11 protein-coding genes are annotated in these 21,530 nt (G+C 41.2%); 7 read left to right on the top strand and 4 right to left on the bottom strand.

Translation table 11 applies throughout. The features are described from left to right. The first annotated feature begins 1 nt into the window (after position 1). On the top strand, positions 2-4,498 hold the full coding sequence (locus GO495_RS15530) for a DUF6443 domain-containing protein (protein ID WP_157300634.1): 4,497 nt from the start codon (positions 2-4) through the stop codon (positions 4,496-4,498). Positions 4,499-4,504: 6 nt separating this feature from the next. Next, positions 4,505-4,951 carry a hypothetical protein gene (locus tag GO495_RS15525; RefSeq protein WP_157300633.1) on the top strand — a complete coding sequence of 149 codons (447 nt, stop codon included), beginning with the start codon at positions 4,505-4,507 and terminating at the stop codon, positions 4,949-4,951. Between the two features lie 980 nt (positions 4,952-5,931). Here GO495_RS15525 and GO495_RS15520 read toward each other — a convergent pair. Then, positions 5,932-6,762, bottom strand: a complete 831-nt coding sequence (locus GO495_RS15520; protein WP_157300632.1) for a hypothetical protein — start codon at positions 6,760-6,762, stop codon at positions 5,932-5,934. Between the two features lie 1,213 nt (positions 6,763-7,975). Between GO495_RS15520 and GO495_RS15515 the strand changes: the two genes are divergently transcribed. The 3 genes from GO495_RS15515 to GO495_RS15505 are packed head-to-tail and all read left to right on the top strand — an operon-like array spanning position 7,976 to position 15,127. Further along, the gene (locus GO495_RS15515; RefSeq protein ID WP_157300631.1) at positions 7,976-10,219 is read left to right on the top strand and encodes a pentapeptide repeat-containing protein; all 2,244 of its coding nucleotides are present in this window, start codon (positions 7,976-7,978) and stop codon (positions 10,217-10,219) included. Positions 10,220-10,252: 33 nt separating this feature from the next. Further along, positions 10,253-11,824 carry a pentapeptide repeat-containing protein gene (locus GO495_RS15510; protein WP_157300630.1) on the top strand — a complete coding sequence of 524 codons (1,572 nt, stop codon included), beginning with the start codon at positions 10,253-10,255 and terminating at the stop codon, positions 11,822-11,824. Between the two features lie 51 nt (positions 11,825-11,875). Further along, complete coding sequence (locus GO495_RS15505) at positions 11,876-15,127, top strand: NHL repeat-containing protein (RefSeq protein ID WP_157300629.1); 3,252 nt, start codon at positions 11,876-11,878, stop codon at positions 15,125-15,127. A gap of 199 nt (positions 15,128-15,326) precedes the next feature. Here the strand turns inward: GO495_RS15505 and GO495_RS15500 are convergent, their stop codons facing one another. Continuing rightward, complete coding sequence (locus GO495_RS15500; RefSeq protein WP_157300628.1) at positions 15,327-17,498, bottom strand: TonB-dependent receptor family protein; 2,172 nt, start codon at positions 17,496-17,498, stop codon at positions 15,327-15,329. Between the two features lie 142 nt (positions 17,499-17,640). Further along, the gene (locus GO495_RS15495) at positions 17,641-18,537 is read right to left on the bottom strand and encodes an SDR family NAD(P)-dependent oxidoreductase (protein WP_157300627.1); all 897 of its coding nucleotides are present in this window, start codon (positions 18,535-18,537) and stop codon (positions 17,641-17,643) included. A 74-nt stretch (positions 18,538-18,611) separates the two neighbouring features. On the opposite strand from GO495_RS15495, the gene GO495_RS15490 reads away from it, so the two are divergent. Next, positions 18,612-18,953: a winged helix-turn-helix transcriptional regulator gene (locus tag GO495_RS15490; RefSeq protein WP_157300626.1), complete on the top strand. Its 342-nt coding sequence runs from the start codon at positions 18,612-18,614 to the stop codon at positions 18,951-18,953. Between the two features lie 32 nt (positions 18,954-18,985). Here the strand turns inward: GO495_RS15490 and GO495_RS15485 are convergent, their stop codons facing one another. Continuing rightward, on the bottom strand, positions 18,986-21,013 hold the full coding sequence (locus tag GO495_RS15485; protein WP_157300625.1) for a serine hydrolase: 2,028 nt from the start codon (positions 21,011-21,013) through the stop codon (positions 18,986-18,988). 172 nt (positions 21,014-21,185) lie between these two features. Here GO495_RS15485 and GO495_RS15480 point away from each other — a divergent pair, with 172 nt between their 5' ends. Continuing rightward, a complete protein-coding gene (locus GO495_RS15480) occupies positions 21,186-21,515 on the top strand; it encodes a cupin domain-containing protein (protein ID WP_157300624.1) in 330 nt (109 codons plus the stop codon). The last annotated feature ends 15 nt before the right edge of the window (positions 21,516-21,530 follow it).

Raw genomic sequence — 21,530 nt, 5'->3', positions numbered from 1 at the left:
TATGAAGTATTCCAAACATCCCATTTTTATATACATATTTCTATTGTACTCTTTTAATCTGGCGGCGCAGGTTAAGCCGGATAATTCAACACGTGCTGCGGCTACTGCTATTTCAGTACCTACTGCATACACCAATACAACCATCAATTATGTGCGTATGTGGGAGCCAGATATACCATTGACGGATACTGCAATGGTTATTATGCCTTCCAGGAAGGTAGCTGAGGTAAAGCAAACCACTCAATACTTTGACGGTCTTGGACGACCAATACAATCAGTTATAAAGGGCATTAGTTATGGGGGAAGAGATATTGTAACACCAGTTGTTTACGACGGGTTTGACAGAGAGCAGTATAAATATATGTCTTATGCACAATCTACCGGGAATGTAAATGATGGAAAATTTAAAACAGACCCATTTAATGCCCAAAAGGCATTTTATCAGGATGCTACGTTTAATCCGGGGATTACAGGAGAAAATATTTACTATAGTAATACGGTTTATGAGTTTTCGCCATTGAATAGGATGATTAACAGTTATGCGCCTGGTAATAGTTGGGTTAATCATCCCGTAAGTAATCAATATCTTCTGAATACTGTGGCGGATTCTGTTCATATATGGAATATAAATGTTGGCATGCCTTCCAGCAGTGGGATATATGCTGTGGGGGATATATATAAAAATGTGACTACTGATGAAATGAGTAATCAGGTAATAGAATATAAAGATAAGGATAATCGTTTGGTACTAAAAAAGGTACAACAGGCTGGCACATTTACGGCCCATACAGGATGGTTATGTACTTATTATGTGTATGACAATCTTGGGCATCTTTGTTTTATTATTCCGCCAATGGCAACTGAGTATGCTATGCGTAATGGCTGGAATGTACCCCCCGTGGTGGGTGAGTTATGTTTTCAGTATCTGTATGATGAACGTGAAAGAATGATCATTAAAAAGATACCCGGAGCCGGAAGACTTTTAATGGTATATGATATACGTGACAGACTGGTATTTTCCCAGGATTCTATTCAAAGAATGAAATCTCCAATGGAGTGGATGGTTACTTTCTATGACGGCTTGAATCGTCCCGTAATAACAGGCATTTACACTAATACGACTACAAGAGAGGCTCTACAAACAAGTATGAATACTGCAGTGACATCCCAGGTCATCTCTTATCCATTTCCAGGGAAAGCTGACCTGGCCTTGTATAACCACGACGGAAGTAGTTTGTATCAAGCTACAAACAGTATTGCTTTTATGAATAATTTTGATTCTGGCTCCGGGTCAGAATTTACCGCTGAGATTAATCCTTCTGCAACGGGCGGCACTACCTCTGTTATGGTAACCAATCCAATGCCGAATATATCATCTTCGGCATTGATACCACTTGCATATACTTTCTATGATAATTATAATTATGCAGGTAAACTGAATTTTCTTAGCAGTGATGCTAATAAACCCGAGGCTGCAGATAGCCTATTCCCAGAAGCTTTACCTGTCGTATACGACAATCAGATAACCGGTCTGATCACCGGTACAAAAATGAGGGTGCTGGGAACAGATAACTGGCTCACATCCACCTCTTATTATAATAAAAAGGGTAGGCTTATACAGGTTGTCAGTGAGAATAATCTTGGAGGACAGGATATTCAGACCACTTTGTATAATTTTAAGGGGAATGTGTTAAGTAGCTATCTGCGTCATCAGCATCCAAAGAGTATCACACCGGAGATGACTTTGCTAACAGCCATGACGTACGATCATGGCGGCAGGCCGTTAACTGTCAGAAAGCGCATTAATGATGATGCCGCCAACGAAAGAGTCATCTCTGCCAATACTTATAGCGAAACCGGTCAATTAATAAAAAAGCGTATTGGAGTTACAACTGATACCCAACTGGATGTAATTAACTATACGTATAATATACGTGATTGGGTGCAGGGTATTAATAAAAGTTTTGTTAATACGGCTGATTCAAAAACCAGTTGGTTTGGAGAGGAGATCAGTTACGACTTTGGATTCAGTACAAATCAGTTTAACGGCAATGTGGCAGGTGTGAAATGGAAAAGTCAATCTGATGGAATAACACGCGCGTTTGGTTATAGTTATGATAAAGTGAATCGGTTGACAGCGGCTGATTTTTCACAGCAGAATACTACTGGTGCTACCTGGGCGAATGATAAGGTAGACTTCTCAGTCAGCAATCTGAATTATGATGCTAACGGGAATATTAAAACCATATCGCAAAAGGGAATGGTTGGTGCTATTTCCCGTACAATAGATCAGATGATTTATTCATATGCTTCCGGAGGAAGTAATAAGTTATTGTCTGTTTCTGACACAAGTAATACAGCCTCCGCCAAACTAGGAGATTTCGTAAATGGAACTAATACCGGGGATGATTATAAGTATGATGTCAATGGTAATCTGACAAAAGATCTTAATAAAGGTATTGATACGATCAACTATAACCATCTTAATTTACCATCACTAATTAAAATTAGAGGTAAAGGCACCATTGCTTACCTATATGATGCTGCTGGTAATAAATTAAAGAAAGTGGTTACAGATAGTACCAGGACTACTCCTTTAATAACTGTCACAGATTATATTGGTAGTTTTGTTTATCGGCAGGATACACTACAATTTTTATCTCATGAAGAAGGGAGAATCAGACCTGTTTATAAAACTGGTCAGTCTATAGGTTTTACCTATGACTATTTCGAAAAGGATCACCTGGGTAATGTGAGGGTAGTATTAGGCACGCAAAATGATACCAGTAAATATTCCGCTACTTTGGAGACTGCTGCCAGTGCAACCGAAAATACATTGTTTAGTAATATTGATAATACACGCAAGGCTATATCGGAAATAGCTGGTTATCCTACCGATAATACAACGAATCCTAATGCTTATGTAGCAAAGCTGAACGCTATAAATGGACAGAAAATCGGTCCATTATTAGTATTACGTGTAATGGCAGGGGATACAATTCAGATGGGGGTAAAGGCATTCTATAAGAGTACAGGAACCAGTACATCAAGTACAACATCTTCAAATATGCTTACGGCTCTCTTGCAGGCATTCAGTGGAGGAAGTCTGAGTGACGGAACACATAATGCAACAGCAGCGGCTTCTCCAATCTCTACTAATTTTAGTAGTATGGATTATGATGCATTAAAACAGAAAGACCCATCTCAGAACCTGACAGATAAGCCTAAATCCTACCTGAACTATGCGTTGTTTGACGACAGGTTCTCCATAGTGAATGAAAATAGTGGTGTAAGACAGGTCCAGGGGAGTCCTGATCAGTTACAAACACTAGGTACAGAGAGAATAGTAATAAAAAAAACAGGATTTCTGTATATTTATACAAGTAATGAAAGTGGAGAGGATGTGTTCTTTGATAATCTGGTAGTTATCCATAATGGAGGACCGTTGCTTGAGGAAACTCACTATTATCCCTTTGGATTAGCGATGGCAGGCATATCGTGCAATGCACTCAAAGGAACTAATTATGTTGCAAACCGAAAGAAATATAACGGAATTGAAAGCACAACTGAACTGGACCTTAATACTTATGACGCATATTATCGAAACTTAGATCCACAATTGGGCAGATGGTGGCAAGTTGATCCGAAAACTGAAGCTGCAATAAGTGAGAGTCCGTATGTCAGTATGGGCAATAATCCTGTAAAGAATACGGATCCACTGGGAGATTATTTTTTTGGTCTGTTTGGTTCTACATCTGCACAAAGACAGGCGGCTAAAGAAGTTGCGGCACAAACAGGAGGACAGGTTATAAATAAACTTAGGCGAAATATTCATGTCAACTATTCAACCTCAGAAAAGACATTTAATCCAGAAACAGGAACAATTGATAATACGGCCGTTGGACACACAGTAAGTTTTAGAGAAAATGGGCATGTAGAGACAGGAAGTGTAGTCGGAAATGATGCATTAGATAAGCAGATAGCATATTGGTCTAATCATACTGTTGATTCAAAAGGGAATATTCAGTTTTTACCCGCTTCTGGCAGAGCTGAGTATGTGCCTATTGAATCCTTGTTAGTGCCATTACCTCCGGTATTGAGATTTCTAGGACGTAGTGCAAGTGTTACAGAATCTATAACTATTAATGCTGTGGGGACTGGTACAGAAGGTGCTTTACCTATGACTGTAGTTGAATTGATACCGAGAGGAACAAAAATCGCAGATATAGTTGATAACGTTAAACAATTAACGTTCACAACAGGTAATGAACATGCTGTAGTTACATTAGCTAATGGAGAAAGAGCTATAGTATCCGGCGGCCCAAGAGCTATAGAATTTAAGGTTGGGCAGATCCAAAGATTATTTGGTCATTCTCATCCATATGATCTACTATCAACAGGACCATCAATAGGTGATAGAGCAGCTTTAGGGTCATTCGAACAATCTAGCTCCTACCTTTTGGAAAGAGGAGAACTTTATAAATTTTGGGCAAAATAACTAAATATGGCTTTGATTTTTTATGGTAGCACCACCTGCAGTTTATGCGGTTGTGTATTAAAGGAAAATGAGAATATATTAGCAATACCAGCTGCTATTGCTAATAAAGCAGATCCCTTATATAAGTTTAATGATCAGGCATTTCATCTTGAATGTTTGAAAAAACAACCAGAGTATAAAGAGCTGGAATTAATGCTGAGTTTACTTAACAAGCATAAGAGTTCAAAGATATGTTTTGTATGCAATCTGCCTATAACAAAACCAGATGATTATATAGGCCTAGGTTTGTTAACATCCGATAATAGCAATCCGATGTTTAAATACAATTTCCTGGAATTTCATAAACAGCATTTTTATGAATGGGAAGAACGGAAAGTCTTAGCAGAATATCTAAAAATCCAGAAGGAATCTCATCAATGGGTTGGTGATAGTTTAGATTTTATTCTAGGATAGTTTAATTGTTTTGTAAAAGAAGCTTTCTCATACTGAGGAGGCTTCTTTTCGTTTATACATAGATATACATTTCGACTTAGTAATTTTAATACCCAGATCGTGTAATTCTTCTAAAGATTTAATCACTTGTTTGGAAAAGCAAACCAACGGATCACACTGGGGAAGTCAATTTAGAAAGGGTTTCCTATGTTTTTCTCTTTTTGTCAATAGCAATTTTTAAAGTCCGGAACATAAGTTTGGAGCCTATGTAAAGCAATAACGGGGCTAAATGAAGGCGATTTTAGCAAACTATCAGACCATACCTGCAGGCGGACACTATTCATACAGTTAAGCTATGTTTCAAGGACTCTATCCCTACCTTTTTTCTCAGAAAACCTGAAAATGATAGTAGCAAGTTTAAGCAAGGATGAATTAATTAATATACCAAAATCCATTGTATCACCTACACAGATAAAATCCGGTTCTTCAATCAGCTTTTATTTGTCAATCGAATGGCTGATTTAATATAACTATTTGATTGTCATAGTCTTAAATCCATACAGTGACTTCAAGTGTTCATAAAACCGGTTCCGGGTAGAGCGGTTCGTTACCTCCCCGCTCCCCCACAGTCCCGTGCGAACAGATTTCCTGCACACGGTTCCTCTGTTTACGGCTTCGCTGTTTGATAACTGTGATAGATTTTGATCTTACAAGAGGTATCCATTCTGTAGTCAGCTTTGCAATTCTATTCCACGTCCAGAGACGTTTGCCGCCTCGATGGTTTAACCATTTATGGAGGAAGTGCTTTGTCCGGTTATAGTACGTAAATACCATTAGCATCAGGTGTTTGGGCAGAAGAAGCAGGCATGAAGGCCAGGCAAAAGAAAGAAGTGGATATGAAAAATTTCATTACTTATGTGATTAGGCTGCCGTAAACGGGCGGAATGGAAAGAAAATAAAGGTTCCAGGCAGTTGATCAACATATCGTCCATATCCAGGGGTTATTTCGATTTAACATATGTATAGTCAATAGTGAGCGTTGTACCCGCAATTATAATCTGTTGAGAAGACAAATAACCTGTAACAGTATCGTAAGTAGGGGCGAAAACAAACTGTGAGCCGGATTGCGTAACACTTGTTATGTTATTTTGTCCCATGGAAATATACGACAGTGCACTATTGCTCAGGAGAAATACCAGGATAGGATCAGCACGAAATACAGCCTGAAATGCGTTCGGCTTATTGTCGTAGGTATAGTTGGAGGTGTAGTTTGTTATTTCGGGCTGAGTAGTGGCAGAAGCTGCATAATAGCTGTATGTTGTGAAACTTTGAGGATTCCCGTTAACAATCGAAAATTCCATATAATACAGCGACTTACTGTCTCCATTTCTAACAGTATCCTTATTACCCATCATAATAACATCTCCCTGGCTATTGAATGTGTATACGAGGCTGTCCTGTAACGTGCCGGAACCATCCAACCGGAAAATGATCATTTTTCCATCCCGGTAAACGAGGGAGTCACTATTACCTACTATTCTACCCTGATTATTGGTAAAAGTCACTTTTACACAATCTCCATTTGTGTTGTGAGAAAAATGGACAGTATCTACTTCGCCCTCGCCCATTGACATTGAACTCGTTAGTGTGGCAACGCTGTTGTCATTATTATAGGCCAGCTCGTACTTTGCGAAAGATCCGTCGGAAGCGGTTAGATTGAAAGATGCAGGCAGATATGCCTGTTTTGTGGGCGCCGACCCATTATCATCCTTTTTACAGCTAAAGAAAAGTGCAACGACAAGCACTACAGGGATAAATTTTGATAAACGCATAGTATTTAATTCATTTATAATTCCCCGCAAATTAGCGCATTGAACAATCCATTATAGCCTGTAGACACTTTGTCGACACTTTATCTTCATATTTAAGCGCATCTGGCCCTGCCTTACACCAGGCATTTTTGCGTCAACTACTCTTTTTTGTCTTTTTCCTGCTGGTTTTCCTATTATATCAGCGCCGGAAGTCTGATATTTTGTTCTTTGATAGCTGTCTCAAATTGTACTCTTAATTGAAAATTTTGTCCGTAACCCAGTAAGAAACATCGCCGATGACACCTTATGATGTGGATAAGGATATTCGATTTAACAATTTTCATATCCAGCTCACTTAACTTTTCCAGGGATTTAACCGTTTGGTTTGAAGAACATACCACCAGATCTGCCTGCCATTTTCATAGGGATACACCTTCACAGATTATAATAAGATCCTATATAAAGTAGGATTGAACAGGTATTGATAAGGTTCATCCTACGTTTATCCTACGTTGCGAACGTAGGATAAACGTAGGATGAACCTTATCAATACCTGTTCAATCCCTTTTCTTAACAATACTTCTTAGAATCTGAGTACCTGTTAATGTGTACTAATTCCTGGGAATACCATAATAGGGAACCTTAGTTTTCATGCTTGCAATACCCTAAATAAAACATAGGAATTTTCTTTTCATTCGATAACTGATCAATATTGTGTAAGTAGCCATCTTTTAACCTCGATTTTTTTTCTATACTTTATACAGGTTAAGGGATGCATCTTTTTCAGGTATCCATTGGGTGAATGTATGTGCCTGTACTTTTTTCAAAAAAATAATCCGTTTGTTTTCTTCAATTTTTAATCTGTATATAGTGTCGGTATCCTGATAAAATATTTTTACAGCGGGCTAATCAAATATTATTTAATGTGGTTTTGCGCTTTTTAATATCAGTTAGATTTATTGATTAAAAATTTATAAAAATATAATGCAGAATTGTTTTGGTAATGTTCTTTTGATTAAATTTAATCACCATTTGGTGCAGAAAATAACCAGGAAGATTTAGTTTTTTTGTATTGTTTTATTTGAAAACCCTTATTGTCAGATTTAAATACTACTGTTCCCGATTGTCTTTGTTCGATTGAAGTGTTGATCTCACGTCTGCATTTATAGTTACCGGTAAACCCTTGGTCATGTAAAGTGTTGCTATTTTTACTGCATAAATAAAATAGTTGTTTATGAAAACCCTCAAATTGCTATTATGGATGATGTGCTTATTGTTAATTCAGGTACAGGCACAGCATAAAAAACCTTCAAATAAAGCCCTCGATTTTTCAGGAAAAGATATGACAAACTATAACTTCACTACCATGGCCAGAGATGCATTGGTAGGCGCAAAATTTGTCAATTCCATCCTGAACGGCTGCCAGTTTGCGAATATGGATCTCACGAATGCCGATTTTACCGGCGCTGTTATGGGAAAGTCAGACAAAGGGCCTGTTAGCCTGGCGGCCACTGTTCTGGACCATACCATTTTCAAGAATGCCGATATGAAGTACGCTAATCTTCAATATGCTACTTTAACTGCTACCGATTTCACAAATGCACAGTTAATAGGGGCGCTATTTGGACTGAATATGGTAATCAGACTTGCTTCCGATAACCAGAGAACAAAATTTGTGGGAACTGTTGTCGACTTAGACCGCTTTCCGATCGCACGTTGGCCTACGGTCTACTGGTCTTATACAGACCTTAGTAACAGCAGGATTAACGGATTTACCCCTTCTTCTTTTTCGTTTGCCAACAGGAATATTACGGGCGCTATGATGAAGGGAAATAATTTCACAAATTTCAATTTCCGGAACTGTATCATGACCGGTGCTGACTTGTCGGGCTCAGATATGAGTTATGCCGACCTCTCTGGTGCCACATTATATAATGCGAAATTTATCAGTACCAGTTTCAAGTACGCAAACCTGAGCAATGTAAAATGTTATAACGCCAGTAATGACAGCGGTGCGGATTTTTCAGGCGCTGTTATGAATAATGCCACGCTGCATCATGGCGATTTTACTGCTGCTATTATGTCCGGTGTATCTTTTTTAGGTGCGTTGGCCGATAGCTGTACTTTTAGCAAAGCGTTCTTTCAGTCGAATAAGCCGTATAATGTCGCAGATTTTTCGAGCTCGGATATATCTTATTCCAGCTTCAATTCAACTGCAATAAATGCAGTTAGTTTCATGAATGTCTATGCTGTAAAAACACTTTTCCAGAATGGCACACTGCAGAATACCAATTTCAGCGGAGCAGTAATGCCTTTGGCAGATTTCAGTAGTAGTAGCCTGCAGGGCGTTATTTTCGCCAATGCTATATTGCAGAAAGCAAAGTTCAATAGCGCCACCATTGAATCTGTCGGTGGAGGGGCTGGGGTGGATTTCTCCTGTTCTCAGTTAGGGGGCGCCGATTTTACCAGCGCCACGGTGTCTAATGCTAATTTTGCGGATGCAGTAATGATTCCCTCGGATTCCTGCTGTCAGGGACTTGATGGATATCATTGTGGTACTATTACCATCAATCAGGTTGGTTATGGCGCCACAATTTTCCCTAAGCTGGGCAATGCTGTCACATGCCCCAATGGTGATAATGCCAAATGCCAGGGATCACAATGGATTGTTCCCAATTGGAATACCGCTCATTGTAATTCGCAGCATGTTACACAAACAGTATGGACAAAACCTTCCTGCAGCAACAATAACCAGGATACCACCGGCGTGATTCAATTTACTGATCCTAATTTAAAAAAGGCAATCATTGACTATCTCTTTAAGGGGGATGCCAGCAGACAGATTACCCGTTCATTGGCGGCACAGGTACTGATATTGGATTGCTCTAACCATAATATTACTAACCTGGAAGGATTGGAATATTTCACCGCCCTCCGAAGCCTGGATCTGTCAAGAAACAAACTCATAGATGGTGGTTTCTTCCAAAAACTGAACTCCATTAACACCTTGAAAGTTGCGTATAATAATTTGTTGGGTACGCTGAATTTATCGGGAGATTCATTATTGCTTTATCTGGATGCCTCCAATAATGCTATCACTGCTATCGCATTTGATCCGGACTGTGCGCTGGCTTTTGTAGATGCATCTGCCAACCAGATTGAAAAATTAGACTTCTCCCGGCAAATATATCTTAATTACCTGGATCTTTCCAATAACAAACTTACTACGGTAGGGGATTTGAGTAAGCTATCGATTCTTACTACTATCTTCCTGCAGAATAACTCTCTTAAGACCGTAGGTAACCTCAAAAATATCTTTGCAAACGGAACCAGCTTCCTGACCTGTATGGATCTGGCCTGTAACCTGCCTTTTAATTGCAGCTCTCTTGGATTAGGTGCTACCGAGCCTGAAAGGGACTTCCTGAAATATTCCAGGTGTGGCGTTAATACCGGCTGCAATAGCAGAAAACGTAAGTAGTGATCTCTTGTTAATCTCTAAACATGATGTATTATGGAAAAAAACAATGTGCATTGTTGGCCTAAACAACAAAAGAAGCATATCATCGCCTGTTTCTTGCTGTTACTGAGCATAAAAGGATTTACACAAACACCCTATAATTGTCCTGCCTGTGATTTACGGGGACACGATTTTAGTGGACAGGACCTCACTAATGCGAACTTCTCTTTCGCAAAACTGGACAATGCTAATTTCAGTAATTGTACATTGAATGGTGCCATGTTTGATAATGCCAGTATGCAAAGAGCCAATTTCAGGAGCGCACAGATCAACTCCAGCAACAAAGGTCCCGCAAATTTCTCCAGGGGGGATTGCAGTCATGCTGATTTTACAGGCGCCTCTTTACAGAACGCAGTTTTTAGCTTTACCAATGTCAATGGAACAATTTTTAATCATAGCAATTTAACCGATGCGACATTTGGATTAAAACTGGTTATAAGAAATGATAAGAATCCCACGCCTCCAAGTTTTGAGGGTACTAAACTCCCATGTGAATTGAAACGGTTTATGAAGAAAGATGATGTAAGCAAGGTTGAATTTCTTCCCTGCAGGACGTATATAGTGGATAAAGAAAAGAGGAGTAGAAAAAATGCCGGCGACAGCGTATATGTATCACTCCGGGGTAGAGATGCTACTGGTTGCGGGACCGCAGGAAATCCCTGTCAGACAATCGCCTATGCAGTGTCTATTGCACCTGCTAATGGTATTATAGGAATGTCAGCGGATACATTTATTGTTGAAAAATTTGTTGAGATAACTAAAAACATTGAATTTGTTGGTGGACTGGATGAAATGAACGGATGGGCACCAACGCCTTATCAATCCTCAGTTTCAGCGGGTACAATGTGGGGGTTTCCGATTTTCCTGATTATGGAGGGATCTGCAAACGTCAGTTTCTCCAATTTGATGATGAGCGGTGTTGAAGGAGCGAGCACGCTGTCCAGTATAGTATTGCAGGCATATAAAGGTACTACCGTTTCTTTAAGTAGTGTGAATATTTATGCGGGTACTCCATTTGATGCAAGGAATGGTCTTTCCGGAGCTGGTTCTACCTGTTGCCTCATGTGTCATGGCCCGGACTATGCAAATTGTGGTCCTGGAGGAACAGCCAGCAGTTCAGTGAATGGAATTTGTTGTGCGCCACCTTGGGGGTGGATGGGTATATCAGGCGGATCAGGTGGATCAGGTACCAGCGATGCTTGCTATGAACTCTGTCCCGGTACCGGCGGATTTCAGGGCGGTGGTAGCTTTGGTATTTTATTGAGCGATGCAACATTGAATATTGATAATACTTCTACCATTATCGCCGGGGCTGGCAGCAATGGTGGTGCCGGCGGTGCAGGGGTTATCAGTGCCGGCGGCGGTGCAGGTGGTAATGGCGGCCCTTCAGCTTGTATAGGAATGTATGGGCATAGTACTGTCAATGGTAGCTACGGTGCCTATCTGGGAAAAGGAGGCAATCCGGGGAAAGGAGGTAGTAGTTCTCAAAATTCAGTTAAAGATTGCTGGGGGAAAAACGGTCAGGATGGACTGCCCGGGGTCTGCAAACAAGTCTTACAATTCTAATCCATCAATACATAGCCCTCCCTCATCTTAACCTTCATAAAACCATTTCTTATGTCTTCCGAACAATCTTCGCAAACACCCGGTCAGGGACAGTTATATATTTTCCATACAGATCTTTCCGACAAATTGCCCGGTGAAGATTACTGGGTATATATCGCCGGGAAGAAATATCCATTAGCGGAACATACTCCTGAAACCCGCGCCAATGCAAGAAAGCAATTCCCATCACTGCAGTTGTTTAAAGACAGTCAGTTAACTCATTATACCGGGCAGCCTGTTGAAGTTCCACATGGATCAGTAATACGCTATTCTATCAGGCATCAGAATAAAACAAAAACATTGCCAGGCAAAAATGGTATTCATCATGTAGCGATATTGGTAACACCGGAAAAAAGTGCGAATACTGCGGCGAACAATAGACAACCGGCAGTAAAATCGCATGTTACGCATTATGTGGAGACAGCCAAAACACTCATATCCCATCATTGTGATTTGAATTCGATGGATGCTGCTACGGCTGATTGCATACAGGAGCATATGGACCAGTTCAAAGCCGCAAATACCTATTCTCTAATTAACAACCTGGCCACAGCCATGGCATCTGCAGGTCCTCCTGCCACAGATTCAGGATGGGCGCGTTATGTTGATTTTAATGCAGGTAAATTGGGAATGCAGCAAACACTCGTTCCAACGGATGATATTATGCAAATAGCCGGCGATGCTATGACAGCGGTGCTGATCAGTACTAAAAACGACCTGCGTTTAAAAGGTGCCTGCTGGCATGCGCAAACAGGTAACAGCGTTCAATCTGCCGGCGAAAATATTGCTAAAGAACAAGGTGTATATCTCCCCGAAAATATAAAATCACATATATCAAAAGATGATAACTGGACAGCTGCGCTTGCAGATACAACGGAAACCTATGGCTTACAGGCAAGCATAAAAGTGGTTGATTCCGGTAATCGCCAGGTAGAACTAACGTTGGACAATTATTACATCCGTTGTTTGGGCGCATATATCCAGTTCCTGGATGCCAACGGTAATCCCATGAGCACTCCCAACTGGTACCCGGATGATGGAGAATTAGCCAGTGAGGTGATGAATGCTGTTAAACTCGACAGAGACGACCTGCGTTATTTAGGTTGGGTAAGTGCAGTAGATACTATTAAAGGCGTTATTGACGCTGGTGTTCCCGGTGAATTAGTGGTGAAATTAACCTTCCCGGAAGGTGCCGTTTCTGCCAATATCTATGGAGGTGGTTTTGGAATCGGCTGCCTCAGTTTTGGAAAAGGCATGGCCATTGGAGCAATTACTACAAGTCTGGTAAATTTTGTAATCCCTGCTTTTTTCATGGGCTTTGGTGTTGCTGCGCAAACATATAAACCACTGTACCAGTTTCTGAAAGAACCTAAGGTTATTGCTGCAGCCGCAACACTTGGTTTGGTGTATTTCGGGGGAGAGATTGGATATGATGGTATTGCTAATAAGCAGATAGATTGGAGCGCAATATCCAGCGCTGGTCAAATTCTCTTTGATATAGGATTAAGCTCACTATTGGAATGGTGTGAGGAGCAAATGTCGGAAGAAGTCATAGAAGATGCTATCCCATTTGCAGGATGGGTGGTGCTGGCTATCAATATTGCTGCTGATGTGATCCAGATGTCGCAAACCATTATTGAATTGGTGAATTGTCCGTACATGATTCCCAATAGTATTTCTACCACTATCACCAGCAGTCTTACCATTCATCCAGACCCGCGCCATGGCGCCTTTCCGGCGGTCCCTTCCGGCTCCAGGGCAAGTTATATTGCTAAGATGATCTACCAGGAACAGAACAGGGCTGCCGTTACATCTGAGCCTGTACCGCTCGATCCTTCTAATTATCCACCGGTCCTGAATACAAGTTTCAGCAATACACTCGGTGGAAAAGTGAAGTTTGAAGTGGATTTCTACATCGATAATTGGATGGCGGGAAAAGCTACCACCGGTGTATTGGAGAATAATGAAGCAATTACTGCAAATATCACAATGTATCTCCTGCAAAAACCAATCCCCCTGGATAGTAATTCTATTTATCAACACACTGCCATATTGGGTTATAATGGACAATACAGTTGGATGTCGCAATCTCAACCTCCAACTGCTACGTTGGCCAATGCGAATAATAGTCAAAATGGAAATGCTATATCAGAATGGATGGGACTGGCTATCAGTCAGCGTTACGGTATGGTGGGACTCTCCTACAAAGCGGCCGGATTAGGAATTACAGATTGTTCAAACCAGTCCCCCGGCCAGTTATATGCTTTCCTGAATGTGGATATCCCTGGTATAGCAATGACTGATGTGAAATTTCCTACCTGCGCATTTTCAGGCTTATCGCAATTGGCATATGATTGCTTTCCACCCAAATTTTTAATGCAGAATGGCATGTTCCAGGTAGATAAAAATGGAAATCCGGAACCAGATCCCGCATACCCTGATCTCGGCAGCTATTATATTGATCCGCGGAAGGCTGGTAACGATCCGTATCAAGATGGCGGATATCATCTCCGGAAAGTAAATCTGGATGATAAATCCGGAATCTTTGATATGTCTACAGGACAGAATAGTTACGGAAGATTTCAATATTTCCCTGACGCTATTACCCTGCATCCTGGTAAGCATGCTATTGGTGTCAACAAGAAAAATTGTAAGATGATGATAACTCCGCTCGCGCCGGACGGAGGATTAGCAGATGGTGACATTCCAATAGCGCTCACTTTTGCAGGAAAAGCACTGGATTATAATGGAAGCAATGGCAGGGCAGGATTGTTGTTTACACCTGTGGCAATTACCTGCTCCTATGATGGTACAATTCTGGTGTTGGAGCAGTTGATATCAAATGACCTTAATCTTGCCAGGATACAGGCTTTTGACTTGAATGGAAAGCCTGTAAGTTGTTTCTCCAATAACAATAATCCATCTCCGACCTTAAGTCTGCCTGAAAACGTTACTTATCTTGATCTGGTGGCTGTTGGGGATAATTTATCAACCTTTCTGTTTGTGCTGTATTATAGTAATGCCGGCGATGCTCCTGGTGACTACAGCATGACTATTTACCAATATGGTAAAAATGCACCGGCAGGAAATCTGTTAGTGACTACGCCTAACGTTCCTGCTGCTGCAATTAATGTGGATATGTGGCATACCATGTATACGTTGAACTGGCAGATGACACAGGATGGCAGCGGAAATAATGCAGGACCTGGAGGGCGTACGGTACCTTCTGCAAGTGAGTGGTTACCACCAGTGCCGAAACATTGAATAGATAAGATGAATAAATACCAGGACTGTATTTTGTTATTTCATGCCATCTTAAGCTATAACCGTTGAGGTTGTATCGTAAGTACGATACAACCTTATTTCATTCGATACCTGGTGGAGATGGATAGTCGTCTAAGCGATCACATGGCCGTATTTTAATAGAAGAGGACTAATACTTGATAATATTCTTTCCCCTTTTTTAAAACCTGCCGGATATGCCAATGTAAAAGCTCCTGCCATCAGAAGGAATGATTCCGGGTCCGGGGTATTCATCCGTTCGACGGGTGAAATATGCCTTATTGCCGATATTATTGATTCCTGCTTTACAGGCATACCGGCCAAACTTATAGGTTGCACTTACATCAAATATGGTATAAGCAGGTATATATCCAGCTACCGGGTCGGTACTAAATTTCGCGTTAGTTGCATCCCCATAGGAATCTCCTACATTATTCACCTGGAAGGTTGCAGAGAACCGCTGATCATTATAAATGATCCCAACCCGGTTAATGTATTTTACGGCGGCTTCTACCCGGTTGTTTTTAAATTCACCGGATGTATATTTTGCATCTGTGTAACCAAAAGCATCAAATATGCTTATTCCTCTTTTGGCATCGGGGTGCAGATATTTTAAAATATTAAATTCTATATAACTTTCCAGCCCTTTATGTGCACTGTTGGCCACGTTCGTTCTGTAAGTATAAGGATCCCCACCCGGATTTGTTAATAAAACAGTGCCTATTCTGCGATTATAAGCCAGATAGAACAATCCTATATCAAAGTTCAGGAAATTGCTTACGGTGCCTCTATAGCCCAGGTCTGCATTAAATCCATCTGCGTCTTTCAGATCAGGATCAATTTTGGAAGTGATGCCAACAGGCGTTAGCTGGGCATAATCAATAGGCCTGTAAGCCTGACTGATATTGACGTAAAGATTGGTATACCTGCTGGTTTTATACTCCGTGCCTATACCAAACAACAAGATCGTTCTGTTCCTGTTATTATCTGTAAAAACTTTTTCGCCATCAGTGATATATCCCTTTGCAGTGCTTCTCAGATACTCAAACCGAACTCCCGGTGTGACAGAAAAATATTTATTGACCCGGAAAATATTTTCTATAAAGGGTGCAATATTAGTAGTGGTAAAATCCAGATCGTACTCATATTCCCCCTGAATACCCATATCAAAGTCTGAGCCGGTAGTTCCTTCGCCGCCGCCTTGTCTTTTAAACCAGGCATAACTGTAACGCAGGCCGCCGGCAAGGGTATTACTGGTGTTGCCTAGTTTATAGTGATGTAACAGGCGTATTTCGGTAGTGGTATTATGCATGGCTTCTTTTTGCACCTCCCTCGGAATATACTCACCGGTTGACGGGTCTATGGTATCTAAAACACCGGGGCCACCATCTTCATTACGCCAGACTAATGATCTGCTGCTGAACAGGTAAGTAGATTTTATATTTAAAGAAGTGGCAGGAGAAAAAGTATAGTTCAGATACCCGGTTATGACATTCCATGGGCTTTTGAGCCAGTTGCGTGCCCGGAATGAAGCTTTTGGGTCAGCGTTGAACATACTGTCATTTAAACCTCCCGGCATTTTAATACGGTTACGTAACAGAGAATATTCCACGCCAGCGCTGAGTTTACCGGAGGCATTATATTGCACCCTTCCAAAGGCGGATAGCTGCTGTTGATGGCTGTTGGGGCGGTAACCTTGCAGGGTACGGTACTGGATAAAGCTGTAATAGCTCCATTTCCTGATAGTACCGGCAAAGGAATTGAAAGAATTGAATAATCCAAAACTTCCGGCAGTCTGCGAGGTAGTAAACTCAAAAGGTTTATTTTGGGGAGGGTCCTTCAATACATAGTTCACTAAACCACCGAACTGCGGCCCGAACTGGAGAGCTGCAGCCCCCCTCACCATTTCGATGCGACTTACGGCCTCCATAGGAGGCAGGTAATATGCTTCATTGTAGCCGTAAATATCTGAGCTGATATTATACCCGTTTTGCCTGGTATTCATTTCAATACTCTGGGTGGGATTCAACCCGCGGGTAGCAATACCATTAGCGGTAAAGCCGCCGGTTTCTGTTTCTGCTATATTCAGACCCGGGATCCGGCCCAGTATCTGCCTGGTATTGTTAATGGCTTTATTGGCATCCAGGCTGTCTATAATAATTACTTCGTTTTTCTTTCCTGAATAGATAATTCCTTCTCTTTCTTCCGGGAGATGGCCGGTACCACGGATGGTACGGATACCATTGACTGTAAAGTTTTTTAGATAATGGATCCTGGTTGAATCAGTTGGTCGCTGCCCACTGGCAATAACGGGCAGCAAAATGAAAGGCAGCCCGAACAGTAATTTGCTCATACGTATAAATGTGCAGCAAAGGTCCTAAATCATGATATATTCATCTGATCGGATCCGGAAAAAGGTTTACGCGATCGGGAAAAAACCGGTTTTGAAACCGAAACTGTATAGCCGGTCTTAGAAAGTGAAACTTATGCCAAAATTACTTTGAGCCCGGATGTTCTAAATTTACAGGACTTTTGAACGCTTTCGTATTTTCCATGCAATAATCCCACACTGCTTTTTCATTTTTTTCAGAATAGTACTTCTCTGCTACGCTTGCCTGCTTTCTGTTCACAAAATACTTTCCGCTGCTATGCTTTACTTCGCCTGATGTGGCTAAATAAACGATTGTGTCTGCGCCTTGCTCCGGCGTTTTGAATAATGGCCTTGCCAGTTTTGCAATAAAATTGAGCACAGCGCCAAGATTACTTTCAACACCAAAGTTTGTCGCCACTGCTCCGGGATGAAGGGCATTTGCAGTTATGTTTTTGATTCCTTGCTGATTGAATGTTTGGCTGAGGTGTTGGGTAATCCATATCAAAAACAATTTGGCATTTCCATAAGCCCTTAATGGGTTATATCCTTTTTCCAATGATAAATCGTCAAAGTCCGGTTTTGCATTCAACTTGTGCGAATTGGATGAAACATTGATGATGCGGCCATCATTGCTGTTCTTCAATATGTCCAACAATAGCGCTGTCAAAAGAAAGGGTGCCAATAGATTTACTGCCATTGTCTTTTCAACTCCATCTATCGTTGTTTCCCTGTCTTTTCCCATAATTCCTCCGGCGTTGTTAACAAGAACATCCAGGCGTTTATACTTTTGCTTAAAGCTATTGGCCATGTTCCGCACGTCTTTTAATGAAAAAAGATTGGCCACAATCAAGTCTATTTTGTCATTACCAGTTGCAGTTCTTATTTCTTCACAAACCTGCTCTGTTTTTTGCAGATTGCGTCCATGTATCACCACTGTAAAACCTTGTTTCGCCAATGCAATGGCCGCTGCCTTGCCAATTCCGCCTGTAGCTCCTGTAATCAATACAATTTTATCGTTCATGTGTCATCCAATTTTCTACAAAGTTATTCGTTAATTGATATACATTTGATATCAGTAACCTATAGGATACCAATATGAAGGATAAAGAACTGACTATAGACCAGAAAATAAAATACGTTCAGGATACGCTGTTTGTCATCAGCGGTAAATGGAAATTGCCGATATTGATCGCGATTAACCAGGGTTGCTATCGCTTCCGGGACATCCATCGCAGCGTACTGCCCATTAGCACCCGTGTATTGTCGAAAGAGCTAAAAGATCTGGAGCAAAACAAACTGGTGATAAGGACGGTCTATGATGCGCTCTCAAAAACAGTGGAATACACAGTGTCTCCTTACTGTAAAAGCCTAAAGCCCCTGGTTGATGAAATGATCAAATGGGGCCAAAATCACCGTCGGAAAATTTCGGAAAAATAATACCCGTTCTTTTATACTGTATAAGACATTCTTTAGTTACCGGGATAATTTACATTCTCCTTTCCCTCTACCAGAAAATCGCGAAGCGCATCTATTAATGCATCTGATGTATTGGAGTTCGTAAAAATCACATAGCCCATTTTCAGGTCCTGGTATACTTCAAAGCGACACTTAAAATCACCGTTATTCCCACCATGACCAAAAGACTTGCCAAAGGGTGTTTCCCTTATTTCAAGGCTCTCACCCATATAAGCAGGATATCTGGGCTTTTTATCTTCAGGCTTGTAGTGAAAATCGGAGTGTTTTTCGAACATAGCCTGGTAGGTTTGTGCATTCAATCCTTTTTGTTCAAGCAGATAAAGCATGAATTTAGTGAATATGCGGGCCTCTGTATACATAGAGTATGCCATGCCTGGAGATTCAGGTAATTCGTCGTATGTGGGCAGCATATCATAGTGACCATTAGCAGCCATGAGCTTTAAAGAGTCGTTCCTGGAAAAAAAAGTATGATAAAGTCCAATTGGATGCAACACTTCTTCCTGTAAAACCTGCTCCACTTTCTTGCCGGTAATTTTTTCGACAACCATTTTCAGGTACTCGAAGCCTTCACCGGAATAACTATAGTCCGTTCCCGGCGTAAACATAAGATTCAATTTTCCATCTTTATTCATCCATCGCCAATTAGGAAAGCCGGTACGATGCGTCAACACATGTCTTGCCGTCATCAGTTTATATCGTTCATCGTATTCGATATCCGGATAAGGAAGATAGAGATACAATGGCTTGTCAAGGTCAATTATTCCACGCTCTGCCAGCCTTTGAACCGCAAATGCGAACACCGGCTTTGTAACTGAAGCTGCTTCAAAAAGGGTATTTTCGTCAACTTTCTCACCAGTGAATGTGTTTCGGACACCATACGTTTTGTAATACACCAAACTGTCATCCTTTATTAATGCCAGTGAAACACCAGGAATTTGGTAGTACTTCTGGTATGTTTCTATGAAATGATCAACCTTGCCGGCACTTTCCGGTCCAAACTGGTGAAGGGTCCCTTTCTCAGGAATCAGATCAGGTGCAGGAGAACCTGAAATGATCATCCCGGGCGCGTTGTTCTTTTGTCCTGCCTTTGCGAAAACCACTGTTGGTTTTTTCTGCTCAATCGCATACACATTCTTTCCATTTTGAACATAAGTATACGGCAGCAGGAGTTCATATTTGCCGGCCGGGACCTCCGTGGAATAATTGCCGGAACTATCCAGATCGGTTGCCACCCATAATTTCGGATTTTGAACCGAATGGAGATAAACTTCACCGGGTAATGGCATCTTCATTGGTTTATCCCAGCTAATGTTACCAGCAACAGTTGCCGGTTTTTCATTAGCGGCTAAAGGGACAATATCTCCCAGACTTTTCGGGTTCCTGTATTTAGCCTCTCCCTTACCCCAACCCATATAAGAGAAACTGTCATCTGCATCCTTGTCAAAAACCAGGAAGTCGAAGCCAATAGACTTATCCACGGTCAACTGATCGCCCAGGCTGATACGCCACTCATAGTAACGTTTATTGCCCTTTCTGGCAAAGGCGACCTCCATCATATCCCAGGAGGCATTTTTAGCGAAGGAGTCGTAAAGAGCTTTATCAATGTTACGTAGCTTTTTGCTGTACATAAAAGACGCAACGCCTGAACCGGATGGCAGATGTCTTGCATCAATGCTGAGCTGCAACCCATCCTGCGTGTTCCAGCGTACATTTTTAGTGGTATCTTCTACGAAATCATTATCCGTTATTGTAAAGGCAATATACAATGAATGGTTTTCCATCCGGTAGCCCAGTTGAAAAAAGCCGCTAAAGTCAGCGTCATCACCAGGTTTTGTATCTGATATATTTGTCTTGATTAAATATTTCACTGCTGTCGGAGGCCAATCGGATAAATCACCGTCTACATTGATTTTCCCGAGCGGGTAAGCATAAGCGACTTTGCCATTATGGGCTGATAATTGCAGACAACACAGGACACCTACGATGAAAATGCAAGCCGTTTTAACTGGTAGTTGTAACATATTCATTTATCGGTTTAATAAGTCAGGGGGCAAATTAATATTCCTGTCAGAAAGACTACTTAAATATAAAAAGGTTGCATGCATGATAGGGTTACCTTATTCATATAAGTTACTCAACGACACAATAACCCGGTTTATTTTTTTTAATTTCACCTGTACAAAATGCAGCTAAATGTCCAACGTGTTTCAGTTAAATAATATTGATCGTAAAGAGATTCTCCCGGGTTTCCAGGCAAGGTTTGTGCATACCGACAGCATGACCCTGAGTTATTGGGATGTTGACAAAGGGGCCGTACTTCCGCTTCATAAGCATATTCATGAACAGGTAACCCAGGTGGAGGACGGTGAGTTTGAATTAACGATAGCCGGAGAAACAAGGGTGTATACCAAAGGCATGGTAGCCGTCATTCCGTCAATGGCAGAACATGGAGGCGTTGCCTTGACGGATTGTAAGATATTCGACATATTCAGTCCCGTGAGAGAAGACTATAAGGCCCTCTGATATACTAATTACAGT

The organism is Chitinophaga oryziterrae (assembly GCF_009758125.1).
Lineage (GTDB): Bacteria > Bacteroidota > Bacteroidia > Chitinophagales > Chitinophagaceae > Chitinophaga > Chitinophaga oryziterrae.
Note: the sequence above shows the minus strand (reverse complement) of the source record. Positions and strands in the feature narration are given on the sequence as shown.

What these genes read in the sequence shown, in the direction of transcription:
- GO495_RS15525 (WP_157300633.1), top strand. Translation starts at nt 4,505, where the DNA reads ATGGCTTTGATTTTTTATGGTAGCACCACCTGCAGTTTATGCGGTTGT.
- GO495_RS15495 (WP_157300627.1), bottom strand. Translation starts at nt 18,537, where the DNA reads ATGAACGATAAAATTGTATTGATTACAGGAGCTACAGGCGGAATTGGC.
- GO495_RS15480 (WP_157300624.1), top strand. Translation starts at nt 21,186, where the DNA reads ATGTCCAACGTGTTTCAGTTAAATAATATTGATCGTAAAGAGATTCTC.
- GO495_RS15510 (WP_157300630.1), top strand. Translation starts at nt 10,253, where the DNA reads ATGGAAAAAAACAATGTGCATTGTTGGCCTAAACAACAAAAGAAGCAT.
- GO495_RS15490 (WP_157300626.1), top strand. Translation starts at nt 18,612, where the DNA reads ATGAAGGATAAAGAACTGACTATAGACCAGAAAATAAAATACGTTCAG.
- GO495_RS15505 (WP_157300629.1), top strand. Translation starts at nt 11,876, where the DNA reads ATGTCTTCCGAACAATCTTCGCAAACACCCGGTCAGGGACAGTTATAT.
- GO495_RS15520 (WP_157300632.1), bottom strand. Translation starts at nt 6,762, where the DNA reads ATGCGTTTATCAAAATTTATCCCTGTAGTGCTTGTCGTTGCACTTTTC.
- GO495_RS15530 (WP_157300634.1), top strand. Translation starts at nt 2, where the DNA reads ATGAAGTATTCCAAACATCCCATTTTTATATACATATTTCTATTGTAC.
- GO495_RS15515 (WP_157300631.1), top strand. Translation starts at nt 7,976, where the DNA reads ATGAAAACCCTCAAATTGCTATTATGGATGATGTGCTTATTGTTAATT.
- GO495_RS15500 (WP_157300628.1), bottom strand. Translation starts at nt 17,498, where the DNA reads ATGAGCAAATTACTGTTCGGGCTGCCTTTCATTTTGCTGCCCGTTATT.
- GO495_RS15485 (WP_157300625.1), bottom strand. Translation starts at nt 21,013, where the DNA reads ATGTTACAACTACCAGTTAAAACGGCTTGCATTTTCATCGTAGGTGTC.